Source organism: Aeromonas sp. 30P (genome assembly GCF_051919805.1).
GTDB lineage: Bacteria > Pseudomonadota > Gammaproteobacteria > Enterobacterales > Aeromonadaceae > Aeromonas > Aeromonas veronii.
In genome coordinates, this window is the sequence record NZ_JBQBEA010000001.1 from 4675190 (window position 1) to 4694353 (window position 19164).

Sequence of the window (19164 nt, forward strand, 5' to 3'; positions counted from 1 at the left end):
ACTGCCAGAATGCGGGGAGAAAAGCAGAAATTTTCTGGTCAGATGAGCCCCTCTGACGAGGGGCTCAACAAGCAGGAATTACTTGGCCTTGACGCAAGGCAAGGGCGGAAGCTCGCCCTGTGCAGCCGTGCGGGTCATCTGGTAGTTGCCAGCAAGATCCCGATAGACACGGGTGTTCCACACCTCTCCGTTGTCGAGCTGGAACTCGATGTCGTAGTTGACCCCGGAGACCACCTGGCTGCGCACCTCGCGGATGCTCTGCAGTTTGGCGGTCGTGTTCATGCGAGCCAGCACGCTGGCCAGCGCAGCCTCCCCTTCAGTATTGGGCAACGGCTGACTCTGCCAGCCACCCGCCATCGGCGCACACTCAGGCGTGGGTGACGAGGTGCTGCAGGCACTCAACAGGCCAGCAACAAGGATGGGTAACAACACACGTTTCATATCATTTTCTCCTGCCTGCAAAATGACCACCTTATCAACATCTTGCCATTATTGCAGCCCAAAAGGCTCCCGCTGCGCCCCGCTTGGACGCACCAATCGATCAGCGCCCCAGATTGTCCGCCAGCTGTTTGGCGCGGCTGGCCGCCCACTGGTCGATCATCTTCTCCATCTCCTCGGCGGTGATGGGCTCATCCTTGTGGGTGCTGTCCGTACTCTCACGGGCATCCATCACCCGCACCAGCAGCTTGCCACTCCGGGAGTCGAGCAGCTGGGCCATGCTGCCCACCTTGAGCAGGTAGGGCTCCTTGCCGATCACTTCACGGGTGACGTTGATGGCGATCTTGGCTGGCAGCAGGTCACGCAGCTTGGGGTCGGGGCGGGTCAGGTCGAAGTTGGTGACGGCTGCCTGGATCCGCATGACTTTCGGGCCGGGGGCGGTGGCGATCTTGACGCCCTGCTTGATCAGCTCGCTCTGGAACTTGTCGTGGTAGTAACGGCCAATCTGGTTCTGTTCGTTGGCGGTCAGCAGATACCACTGACCGTTCTCCTGCCGAATAAACTGCAGCGGATCGAGCAGCACCTCATTGTATTGGCGCAGATCAACGCCCGGCTCCTTGTAGACGCGCTGATTGGGGTTGCTCTCGCTCTGCTGGAAGGCTGTCAGCGGGATCGCCTGCAAGCTGTGGGATACCTGATTCTTGACGGCGCAGCCACCCAGAAGGGCCGCAGCCACGGCAACCATCACGACCTTTTTCATATTTGCTCCTGCATTTTACTGTTTGTTTTTGCTGTGGATTTCGCACCACATGGCTGGAGAACCCGTGCCGGATGCCGCCAATGTCACAGAGAAATAACCTATTCATCACCTTCCTACAAGGGACAGATCAGGATTGTTCAGCTCACATCCAAGTTGTCACAATTGAGGCACTTTTGTACAGGGTCAGCCAGGGTACGAACGGCAATCTGGCGAGGGTTCGGTTGTTTAATCCGGCTAAATGGGGCGGCGGAAAGCGCTCAGTTTTTTCAAACGATAGAGGCCAGCGAGCGGCGTGAGTTGAACGGGGGAATGCCCTGGAACGCGCGATGACCGATCATCAGCCATCTTGCGCAAACTTGCCTGCCGCCGGAGAAGCGGCAGGCTCATTCATCAGTTATCGAGATCCCAGGGGCACTGCTTGACCAGCCCCTCTTTGCCGCTGGCGACGATCGCCTGCTGCACCATCCGTTTGTAGCGATTCTTGATATGGGCGGGCAACGCGGGCACCAACAGTCGCTCGTCAAACTCCGGCAGCGGGCGATCCGGCAGCACCGCCTGCTCCTGCGGGCTGAGGGGCGGCCGGGAGGCAATATTACTGGCCGAGATGGTGGGCGTGCCCACCAGCATCTGGCGTTGCAGCGGCGCGCTCAGCAGAAAATCCACCAGCAGGTAGGCCGCCTTGAGCCGTACAGGATCATCGCCAACATGGCGGGCGATGGAGATCGCATCGAGGGCATAGATGGCCCCCTCCTGCACCATGGCGATCCGCCACTGCTGCTCGTTCTGCTTGTTGCACTCCACCAGCTCCAGCCCCCAGGTGGTGGCAAAGGTCTGCTGGCGCAGATCCTCACAGCGGTTGGCCTGATTGAACCAGAAGCCGCGACTGGCTCGCAGCCGCTGCGAGAGCTGCTGCTCCACCTCTTGCTGCAAGGTCTTGTCGGCCAGCATCTCGCCGCTGGCAAACAGGGCGGGCGACTTGCCCAGCGAGAGCAGCACCGAAAAGAGCAGCGGCTCGAACTGGTCGCAGAACTCGGCAAACTGACCCGGCGGCGAGCTGTTGGCGAGCACCTGCCAACTGGTTGGCGCTTGCGGCACCTGCTTGCTGTCATAGGCGAGGCTGAACATGGCGTAGGAGAAGGGTACCGAGTAGTTGCGCTCCCCCTGCTTGTCATACTCGGTGTTCTTGAGGGCTGGCTTCACCTCGGCGTAGTGCTGCAGACGGCTGAAATCGATGGGGAGCAGCAGCTTGAACAGCGGCTGGTGATGGGCCTTGTAGAAGTAGCTGGTCGGCAGCACCACATCGGCGCTGCGGGTGCGCAGGGAGCGGTAGACGCTGTCGAAATCGGTCAGCAGCGGTTCGATCCGGCTGACCGTCGCCTCCACCCCATGGGCTTTGGCGTAGTCGGCAAACTGTTGTTCATAACCCGCAGGCAGATAGCCCCACTCCAGCAATTTCAGCTGAACCGGGGCCGCCAGCGCCGGGGTCATCCCCAACAACCAGCAAAGAGGCAGTAGACGCATGGCCGGGTACTCCTGACAGGTAAACCTTGTTGGAGTATAGGCCCATGCGCCCACTCGTCAGGCCACCAGCTCGGCCCCCATGCTCGCCAGAATGGAGAAGCTGACCACCGCAAACAGCACGCCAGTCACCAGATTGAGCGGCCGCTGCACCCGCAGCAGCAAGCGCTGGGCGCGATCGGTGGAGAGGCTCCACGCCAGCAGCCCGAACCAGCAGAGGGAAATGATGAAGAGCTCGCCCACCAGCAGGCTGCGGGTCATTCCATCCACCTCTGGCGTCACCATGGCGGCCAGCAGACCGATAAAGAACACCAGCGCCTTGGGGTTGAGCAGGTTGGTGGCAAGGCCAGTGCGCACGCCCCTGCCCCAGCCGCGTAGCTCGTTGGCGGCGCTGGCCATCAGGGTGCTGCTCTGTTGGCGAGCCGCCATCAGGGCGCCCCACCCCAACCAGCCCAGATAGAGGGCGCCGCAGCACTTGATCACCATAAACAGCAGCGGATGGCTCGCAATCAGCATGCTGATCCCGGTCAGACTCAGGGTGGCGTGCACCATGATCGCCAGCGAGATGCCCAGCGCCGCGCCAAGGGCTGTCGGCCGGTGCAGGCTGGTACGCAGGATCAGGGCGAAATCGGGGCCGGGGCTGGCCAGTGCAATCAGGTGCATCAGGCCGAGGGTAACGAACAGACTGGTCAGCATAACAACTCTCGCTTTAACGACGGAGAGTCAGCATGGCGGATCAGCGGGGGACGCGGCTTGTAAAAGATTGCATCTGGGCACGAAATTCGGCGGGCGTCAGACCGAATGCCTGGCGAAAACCGTGGTGGAAGTGACTCTGATCGAAGAAACCGACCGCCAGCGCCACCTCGCTCACCGCCATGCCGCTCGCCAGCAGCCGCTTGCCCTGCTCCAGCCGCAGCCGTTTCAGCCAGGCGTAGGGAGTCATGCCGCTGCGCTTCTTGAACTGGCGCAGGAAGGCGAAGCGATCGAGCCCAAGCAGCCCCGCCAGCTCTTCCAGCGAGTGGGGCTCGTCGAGGGCGGCCATCAGGTAGTCGCGCAGGAATCGCAACTGGGGATCCGCCAACTGGTGTACCTCGGGGGCCAGATGCAGCAGCTCCCCCAGCAGGGCGAGCAGTTGGCTCTCGATCAGCAGGCCATCGGAATTGGGGTTGTCGAGATAGCCGTGCAGCTGGGCAAAGCCCTGATAGAGGTCGGGGCGGCTCTGCAATCCCTTGTCGAAGAAGGGTTCTGGCTGCTCCGGCAGCCAGAGCGCCAGCTGCTGCGGATCGATGGCAAAGACCCGCACCTCATACCCTTCCGGCAACAGGCTGAGGCCGTCGTGCACCTCATCCGGGTTGACGGTAGAGAGCACTCCGCGCACCAGATGGTGGCTATTTCCCTTGTGGATAAACTTCTGGCCACCCCGCTGCACCAGCCCGATATGGTAGTCGAGATGGACATGGCGGCCGTAGCTGAACGCCCTGTGGTGGGAGTGTGACAGCTCGACCCCCGGCAGGTGCGGGGATTGCCAGTAGCGGATGAGGGAATCGGTGGTATTCATGGGTTATAGATACACCAGAAGCGGGCCTTGGACTTGTAGATTATTGCACGCAACCCCCTCTCAACGCCCCCACAGCCGCGGGGTTGGCTCCACCAGTGAGGCGAGCGGCACCCGCTCCACCATCTGACGCATACGCTGCACCAGTTCGGGATTGCCATCCCCCAACGACTTGTTCAGCACGATATGCACCTGCAGCGGGGTGACCGGCAGGTAGATGAGGCGGGTCGCCGCAGGGAGCTTGGCACGAAAATGGTTGGCGGAAATATCGTTGGAGAAGAGCGCGGCATCGATGCGCCCACGCAGCAACTTCTGCATGTTGCCATGCTCCCAGCTGAGCTGGGAGAGGGTGTCGATATGGATCTGCGGATGCTGCAAGAGCGGCGGCACGATCGCCTGACTCGACCAGCCGATGGTGGTGCCGAAGAGATCTTCTTGCCGTTCGACCGAGTGAAGTCGCGATGGCACCAGTACCACCAGCACTGGCCGCAGCAGCAACAGGTGGGGGTCGATATAGCGAAAGTGACGAGCACGCTCGGGACTGTAACTCAGCAGCGGGGTCAGATCGCACTCGCCGCTCTCGAGGTTGCTGAGCAGCCGCGCCACATTGAGCCCCTGCCACTCGATGGTACGCCCGATCGCGGGTTCGATATGACGGCGAAAGTAGTCGATCACCGGCCCGGAGACCTCGCCCTGCTGATCAATGGTGACCAGCGGCGCCAGCTGAAAGACGCATCCCCGCAGTGGCGCGTTGATCGCCACGGCCTGGCTGATGGTCATAAGAGGGAGAAGAAGTGCCGATAGCAGTAATACCAAACGCGTGCCCGAACGAGAGATGCCCATAAGTGCCGACCCGATGCCCTGATAGCCATCAGCATGACACAAGGCAAATGAGCGGGCTATCCGCTCCTGCCGCGCTTCGGCCTCTTGCACCCCCTACTCCCATGACCAATGGGCCCCCGTTTTATTGCGGTGAAAATCAATAATCCCGCTGCTTTGATGGATTTTGGTCTCTTGAGATATAGTGCGGCCCCATTCATCAAACCGGCGGATGAGCGCCCCGCCGGACAGGTAGATTCATGAGACTGTTTTTGCTGTTGTTGTCGTTGTTTGCTGCGACTGTAAGTTCTGATGAAAAGCCGCGCCTGCCCTATTACGACTGGGGTCGCTGCCCGTTTGAAGGTTGTACCTATAAGACATGGACCACCAAGCAAGAGGTGATCGTCAGAGCCGAGCCATCCCTGACGGCCAAAGCGCTGTTCCGGCTACCCCGCGGCCAACAGGTGGAAGGACTGACCGGGGTTGTCATTACCGAACAACCGGGGATCGTCGAAATACTCAGATCGGTCAAGCTGGGCTACAGCAAGGAGGGCAAAGGGCCACTGTTGAATATGAAGGCAGGGGAAACGCTTTATATCCTCGGCGGACTGGGCGAAGGCAATAGCCTGTTCTGGTACAAGGGCAAAACCTACATCCTCGATTATGACTATGCGCGCAAAGAGATCAGATACGGCCGGTCACCGCAGAACCAGTGGTGGGTAAAAATCCGGGACAAGCAGGGACGTGAGGGTTGGGTTGCCGAAGCCAAAAACTTCGCCCATATGGACCGTTTCGAATAGTGACAGCCAGCCCCCCGAGATCGGGGAGCTGGCCGTGGATGGCTCACTGCTTGGGTTGCAGCTTCATCTCTTGCAGATACTCCAGCACCTGGGTTTTGTAGTCCGCCTGATAGGAGAACTTGGTGCTGTCGCACGCCGCAATCAGGTTGACCGCGGTGCAGAACAGAGTGGCTGCCAGCAGCCCCTTGCCAAGCCACTGCGGGTAACGGCGGCTCCAACGCACCAGTAACAGCAGGATCGGGAACAGGGCGTAGGGGAAGATCAGCATCAGGTGCCAGTAGTTGAAGATGATGGGCGAGAGCGCCGCACTCACCAGCACCGCCAGCACCGCCGCCAGCGCATAGAGACCGAGCCAGCTTTCACCATCCACTGGCGCACGGTCGCTGCGCAGCAGGCGCGGCTTGAGCTCACGCCACAGCTGCCAGTTGGCCTTTGCCGCCAGCAGCACAGTCGCCGAGCCTACCCCGTAAATCACCACCCGCCACAGCCAGACTGCCGCCATCTGCAGATATTCGTGCCCCGCCAACCAGATGAACTGGGTATCGTTGACCAGCTTGCTGGCAAACAGCCAAGAGCCGTAACGCAGCCAGTAGAGCACTGATTTCAGCACCGGATAGACATGCACCAGCCCCCAGCCGATATAGCGCTGGCGCGCCTCGGGATCGACGTTCTGGGTGATATGGCTGTTGCTCATCACTTCCATGGCATAAGGGATCAGGGAGGCACCGATCAGCAGGGTAGCGACCACCACCCCGCTCCAGCTCACCTTGAGAATGCGGCGCCAGAACAGATAGGTGGACATTACCGCCAGCAGCGGCCAGGAGTAGTGCAGCTGCATCGCCATGCCGATGGCCAGCAGGTGAACGATCATGTGCCAGAAGGAGGCCCGCTCGCGCATATGCCAGGCCGACCAGCAGTGCATGGCCGAGAAGAGGAACAGATAGGAGGGGTTGTAGAGCAGACTCTCGTACTGGAACCAGGGGTTGAGCCAGCAGAGCACCAGAAACAGCAGACGCACCCTGTCATCAAACACCTGACGGATCACCGCATCAAACAGCAGGAATCCGACCAACCGCATCGCCAGCAGCAACACCATGGGGGCATAGGGAGAATCCCACAGCAGCAGCGGCCCGCCAATCAGCCAGGCCGACAAGCTCCCCGGTACATTGCCCACCGCACTCGCCGCATTGCCATAGCTGAGCCAGACCCCCTCATAAGCCCCAAGGTAGCCCTTGTAAAGCATCTGGGTCTGATCGCCGGTGAGGAGTTGCAACTGGAAGAAAATCAGGGAGATCAGCAGCCCCCCACCAAGGCCCAGATAAAACAACCCTTTGGATCCGCTCCTCTTTTGTAATTCGTTCAATCCCTGTGGCTCCTGTTATATAGGGTTCTTGCTATTCATCGAGGCAATCCATCTGACGAAGGTCTGCTCGAACTCGTTCATATCCAGCGAATTGATATCCTGACTGGTCAGCGACTTGGAAAACAGCGTCATGGCATCCCGGGTATTGGGGTGCCACTCAGCGTAATTTTCGCCTCCCCCGCCCAGATCCGGGTTATAGAGCCCCAGGATCGGCAAGTTCAGCCCCGCAGCAATATGCACGGTAGCGGTATCCACCGACACCAGACCAACCGAGTGACGCAGCTGGGTAAAGAGCCCGCCGAGCGATGGCGCCTCTGGCGACAGCAGGATCCGTGCTGGCTCGCTGGCTTTATCGCGCAATGTGGCGACCTCCTGCTCCATCCCTGGCGGGAAAAGCAGGCAGAGGGTTTGCTGGCAATGGGCCAGCATCAGCTCCAGCATGCGGGCAATCATCTCCGGTCGCAGACGGCGCGCGCCGCCGCTGCCATACGGGTTGAAAGCGATCACCTGTTGCGCGGCAGGCCACCATGCTGCCAGATTTTGCTCCCACTCGGGACTATGGGGGATCACATATCGGGTATCGGGGTCGCGAATCCCCATGCTGTCCAGCAGCGCCGCGAACTTGTCGGCAAAGTGGCGTCCGGCCGTGCGTTCGCCAAGCTTGATATCAATGGAAGCCAGCACATCATCCATGCCCGCAATGTGGCAGGCATCGACCTGATTCAAAAAGTAGATATCTTTCATCTTCAGCGACTTGCCAAGATGGACCAGATATCCGACCCGCCCCAGCGAGTGCGCCAGCGCTTTCAGCTCGCCATAAGCCGGACGCTTGGGTACCTCGATGACTCGATCTGCTCCCAGATGATCGCGAAATAGCGGGGCCATGGCATGGGTCGTCACGACCCACACTTCCCGCTCTGGCTGGGCCCGGCGGATTTCCCGTGCAACCCAGGAGGAGACGATGGCATCACCCAGCTTGGCATCCCAACGAAGCAGCACCACCTTGCCATTGCCATCGTCAGCTGGGCGACTGCGCGCCCGGTCAAACAACCAGCGACCCAACCGACGGCGCATTACATCACGCACCAGTTGCAGCTCATTAATCAGACCCATGGAGACCTCGGAATGCAAACAAAGAGGCTCAGGATACCAGCATGCTATTGAGGGCGGCACTCACTTCGGCCACCTTCAGGGTCGCGAGGCTCTCTCCCGGGGCTCTCACCAGCTGATAGGGACCATAAAGGGGAATAAATGCATCGCGCCACGGCTCGCTGTTCATCAGGATCAGAGTGGGAACCTCGTAGGAGGCCGCAATGTGGATAATCGAGGTATCGGTGGATAACACGGCGCAGGCATCGCGGATCAGCGTCGCTGAATCCAGAATCGAATCCGGATAGATTACAGTGAGGTCAGGTCGGGCAACAGCAAGGGGTTCGCGACTAAAGAGCAGATAGCGAAGCTTGTCATGAGCAGGAAGAGCCCGCAGCAACTCACCTTGCAGCTCACGGCCAATGGTATTGCCACGCTGGCTGCCAGCCAGATTGACGATCACATAGCGCCCAAAACTGCCGGTCTCATAATCGGGATTGCAAGGGCAGGGAATATTGATTGCTGAGGTTTCCCCCTCAGCAATAGCCAGCATCCTGTTGACGAAATGAGGCTCGCGAGCGGCCACCACTTCACGAGCTCGCTGCCGGAAATCGGGCATCAATCTCTGTTGATTGTCACTTTTGCGCCGCAGCGGTAGAGAGACCAAGCGACCATTGGCAACAAACAGCATCTTGGCCATGGCCAATTCGTCCGGCTCATCAAAGAGATTGATCACCAGATCAAACTGTCGTGCCTTCAATGCTCGCAACTGACGCCAACCGTCTGCATCCCACAGACGATCGTTCAACGTAACAGAATGACAGGCCACCACTCCGTCCACGGTACGAGCCAAGGCGGCATTGCGCGGGCTGCACAGCAGCTCAACGGCGGCCTCTGGATAACGCCGTTTCAAGGCATCCAGTGCTGGCAGTGACAACACAAAGTCACCGATGGCATCGAAACAGATAACAAGCAGAGAACGGACTGGCTCTTCAATCTTCTTCGCCGCAGGCTGGGCACGGAGCAGATGGCGAGCAAACCGGAACTTGGCAAATTTCTTCAGATTCATGATCTATTCGCCCAGCACAGACGGCTTGCCGTCAGCGTTCTGCTCGAGATAGTGGCCATAGGCACGATCGTCAATAGTGGTGGCAAACAGATCGACATCGAGACAGCAGGGCTCAACACCAGACGCACTCACGCCCGTCAGCTGCAGGAGACCCGTCAGGTAGTCAGCCGGCATCCGTACCGGATAGGCCTTGGCCAATAATTTTTTGGCACCCTCCAGCGTCAATATGTAACCGGCAGCAGACAGCACCGCTCGCTTTGAACCTTTGCTGGGCGTTCTGTATTTGGCAAGTCTGTAACCTTCTGGCAGGGCTCGCAAAAGAGGCCATTTTTTAGCCTTACCATGGTGCAGGAAGACAATGTCGGAGCGATTGCAGGAGGCTATCTTTTCAACGATTTTCTTAAAGTACATATGCAGGTAAGCGTCATCTTCAAGAATGACACAACGCTCGATACCCTTTGCGACCATCATCTCGTAAAGCTTGATATGGCTAAGTGCGCACCCAATCTCGCCAGGGCTCAGTTCATGTCCGGAAAAAGCCTTGGCTTCAACCATATCAACCAGCCCGATATCTCCTTCCGTCAAGTTACGGCCATCAATGGCATCAAAAAAGCTGAACTCAATACCTAAATGCTTCATCTGCTTGCACGCCATCTCTCGGCGTTCGGCACTACGGGAAAGACTGATGACAAAAACTGGGATCATGTTATCTACCATCCGAACCCCCTCATTCATCGAGCAAGGGGGATGAAATTGTTTATAAAAGCTCGCGCAACATATTATCAAATTCTCTCAAGACACTCTCACTTGAATATTTGGCAAGGTCAATATTTGATAATTTCGGGGGAGGGTTGAGCAATGCATCAGTCAATGCAGACACATCCCCCATAGGTACCAAGGTACCTAGCCGCCCACGCTCAAGTACCTCACTGGGGCCAACAGGGCAATCGGTAGAAATAACCCGGCCACATAGCAATAATGCCTCTACCAACACCAACCCAAATCCCTCTCCCCGTGAACTCAGCACGAAGGTATCAGCATGCTTCATCCATACATAGGGGTTGGCTTTAAGACCAATAAAGTGGACTCTGTCATGCAAATTCAAGTTAGCGGCTACCGATTCCAGATAGTCCCGATCTGGACCATCACCAATAATAACCAGGTCTTTATCAAAGTCATGATCCAACGCTTTGGCATAAGCCAGTATTAAGCCTTCAATGTCCTTGGTCTGCTCATCCAGACGAGAAACACTTAAGACATATTTTTTTTGTAAAAAAGTTATTTCAGCAAAGGAATTCTCTTCATGTTTTTCACTGAGACTTAATATATGAGAAAAATCAAATGGATTGTAAATAACATGTGTTCTCTCTAACCAATTCATTTTCTCACACTGAAGTTCAGCGAACATATCCTGACAGATCAAAACGACCCTATCGTATTTATCACACCTTTTCCTCATATGTCTTTTTCGCAACTCAAGATTATAAAAACTTGAATGCAACCACATTACCTTTGGCTTGGAGCAGTGTTTCAAATACTTGAAGAAATCGCCGTCAAGGAAATCAACCACCAGATCGCTACTTTCAACAAGTTTATTGATTTTTTGTCTTTTCTTTATTGAGCAAATTAATTTTGAAAAGATAGAGTAACCAACATTAAAATCGACATTTACAATTGTTGCTATTTTGGCGATATCTTTAGCAACAACATATTCGCTGCTATCCTCGTTGGTAGCAATAGTAATATGGTAGCCATAATTATCCACCAATCCATTTACGTAAGTGAGGAGAACTTTTTCTGCCCCCCCCATACCTAGCGAATGGATAAAAAACAGAAGGCGTTTAGTCATGAGGCAACCTTGTCATTGAATCTTCCTTCGTTCTTAAAGAAGATAACAAACAAAGAAATCAAATATATATAAAGAGTATTTTGGTGTTCTATTGGAACATCCGTAAGAGCACAAACGAATGTGCCCAATGTTATTATAAAGCCTACAGAAACAAGTTTTGATTGGTGCCAAAACAATCTCATTGGATAAACTAATATGGCCAATGCAGCTAGCAGTCCCACAATACCTCTGATGACCATATTTTGCATAAACTGGTTATGCGCATGATACATGCCAAAACTAACATAGAAATCATTTACTATGCCATCCTGTAGTTGTTGTTGCTGCATGGTTTTAAAACCATCTAACCCTACACCTAGCAATGGGTCACCAACAAACCCTGCCCAGGCGCTCTTCCATGCCATTAGCCTCAGTCCCCACGATGATGTGTAATTGTTACTTTCCAGCATATTGACTTCAGAAATACTTTCATGAATACGTGCTCTTAAGATATCACTCTCATAGAAAGTTATTGCCAGTACACAAGATAGTATTAAAAACCATGACAAATATTTTATTGGTTCTTTTATTGCTTTAGCAAAAAGTACAAACGTAACTACGACAATCAGTGCCAGCCATACACCTCGGCTTTGAGAAAAATATATGGCCGAAATTGCAAACATTGCACTAACAATATAACTATATCTGGTTAAAACAGTAGATGACTCTTGTGCGAAAAAACTGTTCAAAATGGCTAAAATCAGAGCTCCTTGAGCAAACAGGATAGCATTGGTAAACCCTTCAACCCGAAGCATTCCATTATGATATTGCCACACAGCAAGCAAACCAATAGCAATCCCACCAACAAGGGAACCCAACTTGAATGCATTAACCAAAACTGGCTCTCTTGGCATTAACAAGAAGAATGCCAAAATATATAACAGGTTTCTAATCAACCAGCTTTCATCATCGTGGACTAAGCGACTGATACCAATTGCTATAATATAAATAATAACACACCAATAAAGATTCCTTGCTGATACCCCAACCAGAGTTTTATTTCCCACAAAGTAATTTATCACCCCTACTACGGATGAAAAAACCAGCAAATTGGTCAGATAATGCGGGCCTAACGGAACAATGAATAGCCCACACAATGTGAAAAATAACGTTAATGAACAGAGTACAACACTAAGTCGATGACAGTATTTTGCAGCTAGCGTCATGGTCATGCCTTTCTAAAAACATAATTCCCACGAATTTTGCGCCACAGCCCGAATACATCTGTGCGGGGGAAGATGGCAATCCGGCGGATCTGGAAAGGGTCCTGGTGCATCGCTTTGGGGCCGCTGTTGGTGGCAACGGCAAAACGATACCCTGCGGCTATGGCCTGCTCTTTAGCACTGTCGTTGATGTCTCCGTAAGGATAGGCAAACGAGAGCAACGGATGGCCAAGCAGGGCCTCCAGTTGGCGTTTATTCTCCTGAATTTCATGGACTTGTTGTTCGGCAGTAAGTTGACTCAAGCGGGGATGGGTCAGGGTATGACCACCAATTTCCACATGACCGCTGGCGGCCAACGCCTTGACCTGCTCACCACTCATCAATGAAACCTTGGTATCCGGATTAGTCGGATGCTCCACATCCCAACGGTTATAGCCTTCACCGGTGACCACGTACACCACGGCTTTATAACCATATTTTTCCAGCAGCGGCAGCATGCGGGTCAGGTTGTCCTGATAGCCGTCATCGGCAGTGATCATCAGGTACTTCTTGCCGTATTGCAGACGGTGGATAAAACCTTTGTCCGCCAAATCGCGGAAAGTCAGGGTCTCATATCCGAGCCACTTCATCAGTCGCAGATGCTTCTCGAACATGGTGATCGGCATCCAGGTGCCATGCACTCCTTTCTCGCTATCCTGCTCGATAAAACGGTGGTACATGATGACGGGCATCTCGCGGCGCAGGGTTTCGACTACGGCATCCTGATAGATGGTTTCGAGGCCGGATACTACCCCCTGCAAGCCATACTCATCCTGAATGCGTTGGCGAATGGCTTCCGGCACTGTTTTACTGGCCAAGGCAGATGCAATCTCAGCCTTCAGCGCAGCAAAATCGATAGCTAGATCCTTGGGGCCGATATCGCCAAAATTACTCGCCAGAGCATCATCCAGATTCTGTTCGGTTACCAGACCAACTGCCTTGGCTTCACCAATGGCAAAGGCGGGCCGACCGCAGAGCAGTGCTTCCATCGCTACCCGACCGGCGCCTATCACCAAATCGCTGCCAGCCAGCAGAGCGGGAACATCATCGACGTACCCAACAAACTCGGCGCGTCCTGCGAAACGGGCAAAGCGCTCCGGTACCTTGGTACCGCTGACAATCCGCACCTTGCAGGCATCCAGGTCGAGCACTTCATCGAGCAAACGGTAACAGAGCTCCCCCTTGGGGCCACTCAGGCGCCCGATGATGGCAATCACCGGCTTTGGGTTGTCCGGCACAGGCACAGGCTGGAATTTGTCGGTTTCGATACCGTTGCGCAGCACCTGCACGATCGCGGGATCGACCCCCAGATTGTCGACTATCTGATGGGCAATATCTTCACAAACGGCAACCGCCCGATAGCCGAGAGCATGGAAGGCTTTGCGCGAAGCGTGCACCGGCTGGCGACCATGAACCGTAGTGATCATCGGGGTGCCAGTCAACTTGCAGGCCACATAACTGCTCCAGCCGGAGGCGCGGGAGTGAGCATGCACCAACTGAATATGATGCTTCTTGATGAGGTAGATGAGGTAGAAGACGTGCCAGAAGCGGCGCAGAATGCTGCGCTTATTGAATCTCAGCTTGAAGACGGGGCCAAGGGTCGGCTTGGTCAGGGTATCTGACACATAAAAGACGTGGTGACCACGCAGGGTCAGTTCGTTACCGACCGTGGTGGCATAGACCTCAGCTCCCGTTACCTCGAGCTGGGAGAGTGCCATCAATATATTCATCGCGCGGTTACCCGGTAGATAAGAGAGGAACGGCAAGCAGCCACAGAGACCAGAAACCGGAAGCAGGCGAGTGCCCACTTCCGGTTTTGCGCTCAAACTGCCGCGTTGTGCTCACCTGTTAGCGGTTGAGCCAGGCCATGTAATCCGCTACCCCTTCGGCAACGGTTTTGAACTCGGCGTCATAACCCACGCTGCGCAGCTTGGTCATATCAGCCTGGGTGAAGCTCTGGTAGCGGCCCTTGAGGTGATCCGGGAAGGGAATGTACTCAATGGCTCCCTTCTGATGATGCTTGATCACTGCTTCGGCCACGTTCTGGAACGGCTCGGCACGGCCGGTACCGCAGTTGAAGATGCCGGAGTGTTGCGGGTTCTGCCAGAACCAGAGGTTTACCTTGCAGACGTCGTCAATATAGATGAAGTCACGCATCTGACCACCGTTCGGGAAGCCATCGCAACCTTCGAACAGCTTGGGATTCTCGCCCTTCTTCACCTGGGTATTGAGGTGGAAGGCGACGGAAGCCATGGAGCCTTTGTGCTGCTCGCGCGGGCCGTAGACGTTGAAGTACTTGAGGCCAACGACCTGAGAGTTGATCTCCGGCATCCAGCGGCGCACGTACTGGTCAAACAGCTGCTTGGAGTAGCCATAGACGTTGAGCGGCTGTTCGAACTTGGGATCTTCGATGAAGTTGTCGTTGCGGCCACCGTAGGTCGCGGCAGAGGAGGCGTAAATAAACGGGATTTCACGCTCGATGCAGTAGTGGAACAGATCCTTGGAGTACTCGTAGTTGACCTCCATGATGAACTTGCCGTTCCATTCGGTGGTGGCAGAGCAAGCGCCTTCGTGGAAGATCACCTCGATGCCGTTATCCCACTCTTCAAACTCGTCACCGGAGACGATGCGCGCCTGAAACTCGTCTTTGTCCATGTAGTCAGCGATGGTCAGATCGACCAGGTTGACGAACTTGGTGCCGTCGGTCAGGTCATCAATGACCACGATATCGGTCCGTCCTTGAGCGTTCAGCTGCTTGACCAGATTGCTGCCGATAAAGCCAGCACCGCCAGTTACTACGATCATGGAGTTTGCCTCTCGTACGTTGATGGCTACATGTGACTGCTTGTTAAAGCTGTGTATAGTGAGCCAATTTGAAATTGCCGAAAAGTTTATCACGGGCCGTCCGGGGATTCGACCTTGTTCAAAACTGCCCCGATCGGAACCTGTTGGAGGAATGAGTGATGAAAACCAGAGACAGGATCATTCACAGCGCGACCGAGCTGTTCAACGATCAGGGTGAACGCAACATCACCACCAACCATATTGCGGCGCACATGGGTATCAGCCCGGGCAACCTCTACTACCACTTCCGCAATAAAGAAGACATCATCCACTCCATCTTCGACCAGTATGCCCGTCACCTGAGCGAGAGCTTCGTGCCGACCCGCAACCGTGAAATCACCCTGCAGGATCTGATGGGCTATCTGGATGCCATCTTCTATCTGATGTGGCAGTTCCGCTTCTTCTACGCCAATCTGCCGGACATCCTGAGCCGTGACGAACCACTGCAACAGAAGTACCTCAAGGCCCAAGAGCAGATGCGCTCCTCCGTGGTCGCGCTGCTCCGGAGCCTGCGCGAAGGGGGCATTATCGATGTCAGCGATGAAGACCTGCCGGATCTGGGCCAGACCATCAAGATGGTGGTGACCTGCTGGATCCCGTTCCAGATTGCCCAGGCCCCCAACACCCGCATCACCAAACCGCTGCTCTATCAGGGCGTGTTGAAGGTGCTGTTCCTGCTGCGCCCTTATGTGCAACCCCAGGTGGCCGGACAGATCCAGCAACTGGAACAGCACTACCGTCAGCTGGCCCAACCAGCTGGGTGAGATCTGTTTCACATTTGTTGAATATCAGCACAATCATTTGAATTTACCGCAACAGATTGCAGTAAAATGTCGCCCTCTGTTGATACGCAGCTGAAATAGCCAATAAGGATCGAGGATGTCTAACGGATTCTATCGTCACCTGACCGAGCAACTGAACCAGGTGCAAGCTGAAGGGTTGTACAAGCAGGAGCGCATCATCACCTCCGCCCAGCAGGCCAGTATCGCCGTCGGCGGTGAGCAGGTACTGAACTTCTGTGCCAACAACTATCTGGGACTGGCCAACCACCCGGACCTGATCGCTGCCGCCCATCAGGGACTCGACAGCCACGGCTTCGGCATGGCCTCGGTGCGCTTTATCTGTGGCACCCAGGACCAGCATAAAGCGCTGGAGCAGAAGATGTCTGCCTTCCTCGGTACCGAAGACACCATCCTCTACTCCTCCTGTTTCGATGCCAATGGTGGTCTTTTTGAAACCCTGTTCGGCGCCGAAGATGCCATCATCTCCGATGCCCTCAACCACGCCTCCATCATCGACGGTGTGCGGCTGTGCAAGGCCAAGCGTTATCGCTACGCCAACAACGACATGGCCGAGCTGGAAGCCCAGCTCAAGCAGGCTGATGCCGACGGCGCCCGCTTCAAGCTGATCGCCACTGACGGTGTCTTCTCCATGGATGGCGTCATCGCCGACCTCAAATCCATCTGCGATCTGGCAGACAAATACGATGCGCTGGTGATGGTGGATGACTCCCACGCCGTCGGCTTTATCGGCGAAAACGGTCGCGGCACCCACGAATATTGCGGCGTGATGGAGCGGGTCGACATCATCACCGGCACCCTGGGCAAAGCGCTCGGCGGCGCATCCGGCGGTTATACCTCCGGCAAGAAAGAGGTGATCGACTGGCTGCGTCAGCGCTCCCGCCCGTACCTCTTCTCCAACTCGCTGGCCCCCTCCATCGTTGCCGCCACCATCAAGGTGATCGACATGCTGGCGGAAGGTCACGACCTGCGAGCACGTCTGAAAGAGAACAGCCGTTACTTCCGCGAGCGGATGAGCGCCGCTGGCTTCACTCTGGCAGGCGCCGACCACGCCATCATTCCGGTGATGCTGGGGGATGCCAAGCTGGCCTCCGAAATGGCGAACCGCATGCTGGCAGCCGGCATCTATGTGGTGGGCTTCTCCTTCCCGGTCGTGCCCAAGGGTCAGGCCCGCATTCGCACCCAGATGTCTGCCGCCCATACCCGCGAGCAGCTGGACAAGGCGATCGACGCCTTTATCCGCATCGGCCGTGAACTCGGCGTTATCTGATTTGAATCAAGGGGCTGCAGCCCCTTTTTTCTGCATTCATATTGAAGGAACAGCCATGAAAGCACTCTCCAAACTGCACAAAGAGGTCGGCATCTGGATGACGGATGTGCCGGCCCCCGAGCTCGGCCACAACGACCTGCTGATCAAGATCCGCAAAACCGCCATCTGCGGCACCGATATCCACATCTACAACTGGGACGAGTGGTCCCAGAAGACCATTCCGGTACCCATGGTGGTCGGCCACGAATATGTTGGGGAAGTGGTCGCCATCGGTCAGGAGGTGCGTGGCTTCGCCATCGGCGATCGGGTCTCCGGTGAAGGGCACATCACCTGCGGTCACTGCCGCAACTGCCGCGCCGGGCGCACTCACCTCTGTCGCAACACCATTGGCGTTGGCGTCAACCGCCCGGGTGCCTTTGCCGAGTATCTGGTGATCCCCGCATTCAACGCCTTCAAGCTGCCGGACAACATCCCGGACGAGCTGGCCGCCATCTTCGACCCGTTCGGCAATGCGGTGCACACCGCCCTCTCCTTCGATCTGGTGGGTGAAGATGTGCTCATCACCGGGGCAGGCCCCATCGGCATCATGGCAGCCGCCGTCTGCCGCCATGTGAGTGCACGCCACGTGGTGATCACCGACGTCAACGAATATCGACTGGAGCTGGCCCGCAAGATGGGCGCCACCCGCGCGGTCAACGTGGCCAAGGAGAAGCTGGCCGACGTGATGAGCGAGCTGGGCATGACCGAAGGCTTCGACGTGGGGCTGGAGATGTCCGGCGTCCCGAGCGCCTTCCAGGAGATGCTCGACAAGATGAACCACGGCGGCAAGATCGCCATGCTCGGCATCCCCCCCTCCACCATGGCCATCGACTGGAACAAGGTGATCTTCAAGGGGCTGTTTATCAAAGGGATCTATGGCCGCGAGATGTTCGAGACCTGGTACAAGATGGCCAGCCTGATCCAGTCCGGGCTGGATCTCTCCCCCATCATCACCCACAGATTCCACATCGACGAATTCCAGCAGGGGTTCGATGCGATGCGTTCCGGCCACTCCGGCAAGGTGATCCTGAGCTGGGACAAATAACCCATTTCACCCCTTGGGTACCCGAAACCCGGCGAATGCCGGGTTTCTTTTTATCTCCACCGCCTGAATTGCCGTGATATCGGCCAAAACTTTGTACGCAGAGTGTTTAACACTTCACACACAAGCGTTTAAATGGCTGTAACTATTCGGTTATAATCCCGTCGTTTACATGGATAATAAAAGACTGCTGGGAGTATATGAGCGTGTTGAAAAAACTGAGCTATTTGCTGGCTGTCGGGATGACGGCCGCCAGCTTGTCTGGGGCAGTGCTTGCTGCCGATGAGATGTCACCGGAGGCCATTGCCGAGCGGATCAAACCAATCGGTCAGGTCTATACCGCCAAGGATCTGGAAGGTATTGCCGGCGCGAGTGCTGCACCGACGGCGGCCGCCTCTTCCGGTCCCCGCGATGGCGAAACGGTATACAAGGGCGCCTGCTTTGCCTGTCACGACACCGGCGCCGCCGGTGCCCCCAAACGGGGTGACAAGGCAGCCTGGGATCCTCGCATCGCCCAGGGCATTGATACTCTCAAGAAACATGCCATTGAAGGCTTTACCGGCAAGTCCGGCATGATGCCTCCGCGCGGCACCTGTGCGAACTGTAGTGATGAAGAGATTGAAAACGCCATTCACTACATGATCGACAAGCTGTAAGTATTTGAAAGG

At 55.9% G+C, this 19164-nt stretch carries 19 protein-coding genes; 5 read left to right on the forward strand and 14 right to left on the reverse strand.

The annotated features are described in order from the left end of the window. Positions 1-78: 78 nt before the first annotated feature. The 6 genes from ACTG2B_RS22275 to ACTG2B_RS22300 form a co-directional block, all read right to left on the reverse strand. Positions 79-441 carry a cystatin domain-containing protein gene (locus ACTG2B_RS22275; protein ID WP_439996864.1) on the reverse strand — a complete coding sequence of 121 codons (363 nt, stop codon included), beginning with the start codon at positions 439-441 and terminating at the stop codon, positions 79-81. Positions 442-541: 100 nt separating this feature from the next. Then, positions 542-1198, reverse strand: a complete 657-nt coding sequence (locus ACTG2B_RS22280) for a DUF3313 domain-containing protein (RefSeq protein ID WP_139748100.1) — start codon at positions 1196-1198, stop codon at positions 542-544. A 390-nt stretch (positions 1199-1588) separates the two neighbouring features. Next, positions 1589-2719, reverse strand: a complete 1131-nt coding sequence (locus tag ACTG2B_RS22285) for an ABC transporter substrate-binding protein (RefSeq protein WP_429072412.1) — start codon at positions 2717-2719, stop codon at positions 1589-1591. Between the two features lie 57 nt (positions 2720-2776). After that, positions 2777-3412 (reverse strand): LysE family translocator, encoded by a 636-nt coding sequence (locus ACTG2B_RS22290; RefSeq protein WP_159142747.1) that lies wholly within the window; start codon positions 3410-3412, stop codon positions 2777-2779. 40 nt (positions 3413-3452) lie between these two features. Next, positions 3453-4274 carry an AraC family transcriptional regulator gene (locus tag ACTG2B_RS22295; RefSeq protein WP_439996865.1) on the reverse strand — a complete coding sequence of 274 codons (822 nt, stop codon included), beginning with the start codon at positions 4272-4274 and terminating at the stop codon, positions 3453-3455. 60 nt (positions 4275-4334) lie between these two features. Continuing rightward, on the reverse strand, positions 4335-5051 hold the full coding sequence (locus ACTG2B_RS22300) for a substrate-binding periplasmic protein (RefSeq protein WP_439996866.1): 717 nt from the start codon (positions 5049-5051) through the stop codon (positions 4335-4337). Between the two features lie 299 nt (positions 5052-5350). On the opposite strand from ACTG2B_RS22300, the gene ACTG2B_RS22305 reads away from it, so the two are divergent. After that, complete coding sequence (locus tag ACTG2B_RS22305) at positions 5351-5890, forward strand: hypothetical protein (protein ID WP_042079897.1); 540 nt, start codon at positions 5351-5353, stop codon at positions 5888-5890. Positions 5891-5933: 43 nt separating this feature from the next. Here ACTG2B_RS22305 and ACTG2B_RS22310 read toward each other — a convergent pair whose 3' ends face one another. The 8 genes from ACTG2B_RS22310 to rfaD all read right to left on the reverse strand — a co-directional run bounded on the left by ACTG2B_RS22310 (position 5934) and on the right by rfaD (position 15306). Further along, the gene (locus tag ACTG2B_RS22310) at positions 5934-7133 is read right to left on the reverse strand and encodes a 3-deoxy-D-manno-octulosonic acid transferase (RefSeq protein ID WP_139463390.1); all 1200 of its coding nucleotides are present in this window, start codon (positions 7131-7133) and stop codon (positions 5934-5936) included. Positions 7134-7268: 135 nt separating this feature from the next. Then, positions 7269-8366: a glycosyltransferase family 9 protein gene (locus ACTG2B_RS22315; protein ID WP_115522751.1), complete on the reverse strand. Its 1098-nt coding sequence runs from the start codon at positions 8364-8366 to the stop codon at positions 7269-7271. A gap of 28 nt (positions 8367-8394) precedes the next feature. Next, entirely contained in the window at positions 8395-9411 is a 1017-nt protein-coding gene (locus tag ACTG2B_RS22320) for a glycosyltransferase family 9 protein (RefSeq protein WP_234822041.1), read from the reverse strand. A gap of 3 nt (positions 9412-9414) precedes the next feature. Then, entirely contained in the window at positions 9415-10128 is a 714-nt protein-coding gene (locus tag ACTG2B_RS22325) for a glycosyltransferase family 25 protein (RefSeq protein ID WP_234822124.1), read from the reverse strand. Positions 10129-10168: 40 nt separating this feature from the next. Further along, positions 10169-11260 carry a glycosyltransferase gene (locus ACTG2B_RS22330; RefSeq protein ID WP_429202055.1) on the reverse strand — a complete coding sequence of 364 codons (1092 nt, stop codon included), beginning with the start codon at positions 11258-11260 and terminating at the stop codon, positions 10169-10171. Next, the gene (locus ACTG2B_RS22335; RefSeq protein ID WP_429202053.1) at positions 11257-12465 is read right to left on the reverse strand and encodes an O-antigen ligase family protein; all 1209 of its coding nucleotides are present in this window, start codon (positions 12463-12465) and stop codon (positions 11257-11259) included. The genes ACTG2B_RS22330 and ACTG2B_RS22335 overlap by 4 nt, the downstream gene beginning before the upstream one ends. A gap of 2 nt (positions 12466-12467) precedes the next feature. After that, positions 12468-14231 carry a polysaccharide deacetylase family protein gene (locus ACTG2B_RS22340; RefSeq protein ID WP_439996867.1) on the reverse strand — a complete coding sequence of 588 codons (1764 nt, stop codon included), beginning with the start codon at positions 14229-14231 and terminating at the stop codon, positions 12468-12470. Between the two features lie 118 nt (positions 14232-14349). Further along, positions 14350-15306: an ADP-glyceromanno-heptose 6-epimerase gene (gene rfaD, locus ACTG2B_RS22345; RefSeq protein ID WP_005340846.1), complete on the reverse strand. Its 957-nt coding sequence runs from the start codon at positions 15304-15306 to the stop codon at positions 14350-14352. Between the two features lie 158 nt (positions 15307-15464). Between rfaD and ACTG2B_RS22350 the strand changes: the two genes are divergently transcribed. The 4 genes from ACTG2B_RS22350 to ACTG2B_RS22365 all read left to right on the forward strand — a co-directional run bounded on the left by ACTG2B_RS22350 (position 15465) and on the right by ACTG2B_RS22365 (position 19152). Further along, positions 15465-16109: a TetR/AcrR family transcriptional regulator gene (locus ACTG2B_RS22350; RefSeq protein WP_005340848.1), complete on the forward strand. Its 645-nt coding sequence runs from the start codon at positions 15465-15467 to the stop codon at positions 16107-16109. Positions 16110-16224: 115 nt separating this feature from the next. Then, the gene (locus ACTG2B_RS22355) at positions 16225-17415 is read left to right on the forward strand and encodes a glycine C-acetyltransferase (protein WP_263085105.1); all 1191 of its coding nucleotides are present in this window, start codon (positions 16225-16227) and stop codon (positions 17413-17415) included. Between the two features lie 55 nt (positions 17416-17470). Next, positions 17471-18499 (forward strand): L-threonine 3-dehydrogenase, encoded by a 1029-nt coding sequence (gene tdh / locus ACTG2B_RS22360; RefSeq protein ID WP_439996868.1) that lies wholly within the window; start codon positions 17471-17473, stop codon positions 18497-18499. 197 nt (positions 18500-18696) lie between these two features. Continuing rightward, positions 18697-19152, forward strand: a complete 456-nt coding sequence (locus ACTG2B_RS22365; protein WP_041234042.1) for a c-type cytochrome — start codon at positions 18697-18699, stop codon at positions 19150-19152. Positions 19153-19164: the final 12 nt, after the last annotated feature.